This is a genomic window from Streptococcus vestibularis ATCC 49124 (genome assembly GCF_000188295.1).
GTDB lineage: Bacteria > Bacillota > Bacilli > Lactobacillales > Streptococcaceae > Streptococcus > Streptococcus vestibularis.
Genome location: NZ_GL831112.1, coordinates 1,093,044 through 1,098,091, shown reverse-complemented (window position 1 = coordinate 1,098,091; position 5,048 = coordinate 1,093,044). Strand labels below are relative to the sequence as shown.

Sequence of the window (5,048 nt, the reverse complement as noted above, 5' to 3'; positions counted from 1 at the left end):
GACAAAACTAAAACATACTAAGATTAGTAGTGAGGAAATCTCCGACGGGAGAAAGTACTCACTACTTTTTTCGTTATGTTAAAGTAGAGGTGTCTTGTTAAGTCGATGAGTCCTTTGGCGCTAGACGTCGTAACTAAAACTGGCAAGACACCTGTTTTAGTAAGAATGTTATCAAAGTATGTGGGACGAAAAACGTCGAGTATTGAAAATGACATCACTAAAGCAAGGAATCATTCAAGACAAAGAGGTAATATCATGCGAGTAATTTTTGGGATTGACGTGAGTAAAGCAAGTTCAGAAGTGGCCATCTTGGTCAATGGAGAGAAAATACATGGCTATACCATACCCAATGATGCCATCGGATTTAATCGACTACTTGGGGATTTGAGAACTGTTTACCAACCAGAGATTGTATTTGAGGCGACTGGTGTCTATTCTCGTCGTCTTCAGGCCTTCTTTGAGGATAATAGTTACGCTTATATACGGCTCAATCCCTTAGAATCCAAGAAACAATTAGATAGCTTGCGAGTGCGTAAAACCGATAAGATTGACGCTGAAAAACTAGCTACGTCTCAGTTCATCCTCAATCGTAAACCAAGCTATGTCCAAGAAGCGCTTTATCAAGAATTACGCGACCTCAGCCGTTTCTATCAGAATCTTACTGAGGATATTGTCTGCTCTAAAAACCGCCTGCACAAGGTTTTACAGGTCACTTTTCCTGAATTGGAAAACATCTTGTCGTCACCAACTGGGAAACAATATTGGAACTTGGTCATGGCTTTTCCATGTAATAGTTTTGTACTGGAGTTAGATGACGCCGCATTAAGAGCTATCATCCGTCAGTCTACATCAAAACGCATCTCTGAAAAACGTGTGACTTACTTAGTAGATAAGCTTACAAAACTAGCTAATCATTCTTATTGTGCGGTCAAGAAAACCTCTCCAATGATGGAAGAGGTCAAATACTATGCAGGGGAGTTACTTAGGCTTTCTGAATATAGACAAAGTGTTTTAGAGGAGATGATAACATTGGCTCAACCTTTGCCAGAATACGAGATTCTTCTCTCTATTCCTGGAATAGCTGAAACCACAGCGACAAGCATTATTGGTGAACTTGGTGACATTCGTCGATTTCACTCTGCCAATCAAATCAATGCTTTTATCGGCATTGATCTGAGACACTATGAATCTGGGAACTTTCTCGCCAAGGAACACATCACTAAACGAGGTAATCCCTATGCCAGAAAAATCTTGTTCAAGTGCATTCAAAACATCGCTTCAGCTAGTCATACCAATGCTTGCCATATCGCTGACTTTTATGAGAAACGAAAAAGACAATCGCAAGTGACTTCAACCAAACCACACACGATTGCCTCTATACATCGTCTCATTAGAACAATGTATTACCTCATAACGCATAACAAACTTTACGATTATACTTCTACCCAAAATCGGTAAAATTGTTTATGCCATATGATTGTAACACCTTATCAAAAAAATCACTAGATAAGGCGTTGTTTTTGCGTACACTTTTTACACTGAACCTTAGTTCAAAAATAGACAAATTCCTTAGTTTGACTATGGAATTCAAACTATTTTTCATCAAATGCCTTGACATGCTTGACAAATGGTAGAAAAGGACTTAGTCCTGCGCAATACAGAACTAAATCCTTCGGATAAATTAATTGTCTAACTTTTTGGGGTCAGTACAAAAAGGCTTTTTTCGTAGTATAAACATTATTTGTTTTCTTTATCCAGTTTTGAGAGGAGCTGATAAAGCGAAATAAAGAAGAAAAGATTGAGTGAAATGAGAAGTCCTGACGCCCATGGTAAATCACTCTCTAAAGTTCGAAGAGGTGAGTTCCAAGCAAAGTGTGAGGCAAAGGCACCACAGGCATAGAATATACCAATAAGACGATATTTTTGATGAATGAGTTTTTGATGTGAACGCCATATCAAGACAAGCCCCATAGCAAGGAAGGATGTGTAAAGCCAGTGGGACGATATTGCCCCAATACTGCGACCAAGAATTCCCGAAATCGTATAAGAAAAACCATCAGGCAAATCTGAAAGGATATATGAAAAATCCTCACTAATCTGAAAACCAAGACCCGCTGTAATAGCAACGAGTAAGAGTCCTTTGTAACTTTTTGTAGGAATCATATAGACAGCAAAGATAAATGCTGCTAGTTTGAGAGGTTCCTCAATCAGTGGGGCCATTATAGCATCCTCAAAGCGGTAGAAGAAATTCTTTGAAGAAAGATGGGCAGTCACCCATTCATGGGAAAAAGTATTAGCATAACCTGCCAACCAACCTGTAATAAAGAGTCCGCCAATTAGAGCAAATACGAGAACAAGTGGTTTCACCTGCCATTTCTTGCCTAAGAACTGAATCAGAAATATTGCTGGAATGATGTAGCAGAGAGCAATGAGAGTTGATAGCCCGATAATTCCATAAGCAGAGCCAGACAAAGCTCCAGAAGTATATGATTGTGTATCATAGGTCAGGCCGATGGCTGACAAAAATAGAAAAAGATATAGAGTTAGTTTTCGAACCATGTATAACCTACTTTCAAAATGATACTTCCAGTATATCAAATTATTCTTTCTCTTTGAAATATTTCATTTTTTTATTTAGGGACTTGCAAAATAAAATTAATGTGATATACTTAACCAGTAAACTATTAACCGGTTAAGTATTTTGAAAGGAATATCATGAAAAAGAAACGCATTTTTGGCATAGCAGGATTGGCAGCTGTTGTTCTAGCTGCTAGTGCAGGTATTTATTATACGACTAGTCAACACGATTCAAAGGGGAATGGTGATTTGAAGGTTGTAACGAGCTTCTACCCTGTTTATGAATTCACCAAGCAGATTGTTGGAGATGAGGGAGAGGTGTCTTATCTTATCCCTGCAGGTAGTGAGGCCCATGATTTTCAGCCTTCTACTAAGAATGTTGCTGATATTGAGAAAGCGGACACTTTTGTCTACTTAAATGAGAATATGGAAACATGGGTTCCCAAGATTGAGAAAACCATTAATACCAAAAATACTAAGGTTATCGAGGCAAGTAAAGGAATGGTTCTTTTGCCTGGTACAGAGGAAGAAGATCATGATCACGGTGGTGAAGAACATCACCATGAGTACGATCCCCATGTTTGGCTCTCACCAAAACGTTCTCAAAAATTAGTGAAAACTATTAGAGATGGTTTGATTGCTCAACATCCAGATAAAAAAGCGGTATTTACGACCAACGCAGAAAAATATCTAAAAAAATTACAAGCTTTGGATAAGGAGTATACGGAAGCATTGAGTCATACAAAACAGAAGAGTTTTGTTACACAGCACGCAGCCTTTGCCTACCTTGCTTTAGATTACGGTTTGACCCAAGTGCCAATTTCAGGTGTTTCAGCTGAATCTGATCCATCTGCAAAACGTATTGCTAGCCTTTCTAAGTATGTCAAAGAATATGACATTAACTATATCTACTTTGAGGAAAATGCTTCAAGTAGCGTTGCCAAAACCTTAGCTAATGAAGTAGGAGTTAAGACAGCAGTTTTAAATCCAATTGAATCACTAACTAAGGAACAGTTGAAAAAAGGTGAAGATTATGTCAGTGTTATGACTGAGAACCTAAAGAATCTTCGTTTAACAACAGATGTTGAAGGTAAAGCTATTCAACCTGAAACAGGAATTGATGACAAGAAAACAGTACAAAACGGTTACTTTGATGACAAAGATGTTAAAGATAGAGAACTTTCTGATTGGTCTGGTAAGTGGCAATCGGTCTATCCTTACCTCCAAGATGGTACTTTAGATCAAGTATTTGAATACAAATCTCTACTGAATAAGGATAAAACCGCACAAGAATACAAAGAGTACTACACTAAGGGCTATCAAACAGATGTTTCTAAAATTGCTATTGATGGTAAAAAGATGACCATGACTTTCACAAAGAATGATGGAAGTAGCGTGACACACACTTATCGTTATGATGGTTATAAGATTTTGACTTATGCTTCTGGTAAAAAAGGTGTCCGTTATCTCTTCACAGCAACTGACAGTCAAGCAGCAGATAATCCTTACCAGTATGTCCAATTTTCTGATCATCAAATAGATCCAACAAGCGCAGCACATTTTCATATTTTCTTTGGTAATAGTAGTCAAGAAGAAATTCTAAAAGAAATGGACAACTGGCCAACTTACTACCCTGGAAAACTTAGCGGATTTGAAATTGCACAAGAAATGGTCAGTCACTAAGGTTATTAAATCACTCATTTTGAGTGATTTTTATTTTTTAAAAAAGCCATTTATTTCTTAAGATATTAGAAAAATGACTAGTGTAATTATTTTAAAATAAGACTTTCAATGTAAAAAGTATTTCTAAGAAAATCATGTAAAATTATTAAATAATTACTACTTTTTTTCACCTTTTAGTGGTACAATGATATTATGATTTTCAGATAATCAGGAGAGACCTATGAACCAGTATTTAGTAGCGATACACTATATTCAACTGCTTCAAGCAGAACTCAATATTCTTAATCGTGATGCACGCTTGCTTTTTGATCTCAAGATTGATCCCAATCTTGCTAAACGTGAGCTTGCTGATTTAAAAGTATCTCTATCTAAATTATCTGATAAAAACCTTTATATCGAAGGTACAATCTGGTATCAACCAAGTTTATTTGCTATTATCGATCAAAATTTAGGGGTTATTGATGACTGGCTTAAGGAATTAGATGACTTCTTTGAATTTAGTTACGGTACAACAGTCTACACTGTTTTGAAAGAGAACGAAAATCGAAGTTATGACTTATTGCTTGGTCTTTATAGCCGTCTTGAATACGTTATCTCAGATATAAAAAATTGCCGTTAGATTGCTAACGGCTTTTGATATGTCAAGAAATTTAGTTTATGTTTTAAATAGGATCTTTTCTACCATTTGTCAAGTCTATCAAGGCTTTAAGTAAAAAAAGGGATAAGACAGTAGCTATTCCGAAGTTACTGTCTTATTTTTAATCCTTTTTGATTCATAAATGGGCATG

The 5,048-nt window shown here is 36.6% G+C and carries 4 protein-coding genes; 3 read left to right on the top strand and 1 reads right to left on the bottom strand.

Going from position 1 to position 5,048, the window contains the following annotated elements; genetic code table 11:
- The first annotated feature begins 255 nt into the window (after nt 1-255).
- The gene (locus HMPREF9425_RS05375) at nt 256-1,458 is read left to right on the top strand and encodes an IS110 family RNA-guided transposase (RefSeq protein ID WP_037621502.1); all 1,203 of its coding nucleotides are present in this window, start codon (nt 256-258) and stop codon (nt 1,456-1,458) included.
- Nucleotides 1,459-1,737: 279 nt separating this feature from the next.
- Here the strand turns inward: HMPREF9425_RS05375 and HMPREF9425_RS05370 are convergent, their stop codons facing one another.
- Nucleotides 1,738-2,559, bottom strand: coding sequence for a PrsW family glutamic-type intramembrane protease (locus HMPREF9425_RS05370; RefSeq protein WP_003097362.1), 822 nt, complete (start codon nt 2,557-2,559; stop codon nt 1,738-1,740).
- A gap of 156 nt (nt 2,560-2,715) precedes the next feature.
- Between HMPREF9425_RS05370 and HMPREF9425_RS05365 the strand changes: the two genes are divergently transcribed.
- Both HMPREF9425_RS05365 and HMPREF9425_RS05360 read left to right on the top strand, forming a co-directional pair.
- Nucleotides 2,716-4,260, top strand: a complete 1,545-nt coding sequence (locus tag HMPREF9425_RS05365; protein WP_003097361.1) for a metal ABC transporter solute-binding protein, Zn/Mn family — start codon at nt 2,716-2,718, stop codon at nt 4,258-4,260.
- A gap of 220 nt (nt 4,261-4,480) precedes the next feature.
- Complete coding sequence (locus HMPREF9425_RS05360) at nt 4,481-4,879, top strand: hypothetical protein (protein ID WP_003093792.1); 399 nt, start codon at nt 4,481-4,483, stop codon at nt 4,877-4,879.
- Nucleotides 4,880-5,048: the final 169 nt, after the last annotated feature.

Excerpts from the sequence above, each read along its gene's own strand:
- HMPREF9425_RS05375 (WP_037621502.1), top strand. The coding sequence starts at position 256 with ATGCGAGTAATTTTTGGGATTGACGTGAGTAAAGCAAGTTCAGAAGTG.
- HMPREF9425_RS05370 (WP_003097362.1), bottom strand. The coding sequence starts at position 2,559 with ATGGTTCGAAAACTAACTCTATATCTTTTTCTATTTTTGTCAGCCATC.
- HMPREF9425_RS05365 (WP_003097361.1), top strand. The coding sequence starts at position 2,716 with ATGAAAAAGAAACGCATTTTTGGCATAGCAGGATTGGCAGCTGTTGTT.
- HMPREF9425_RS05360 (WP_003093792.1), top strand. The coding sequence starts at position 4,481 with ATGAACCAGTATTTAGTAGCGATACACTATATTCAACTGCTTCAAGCA.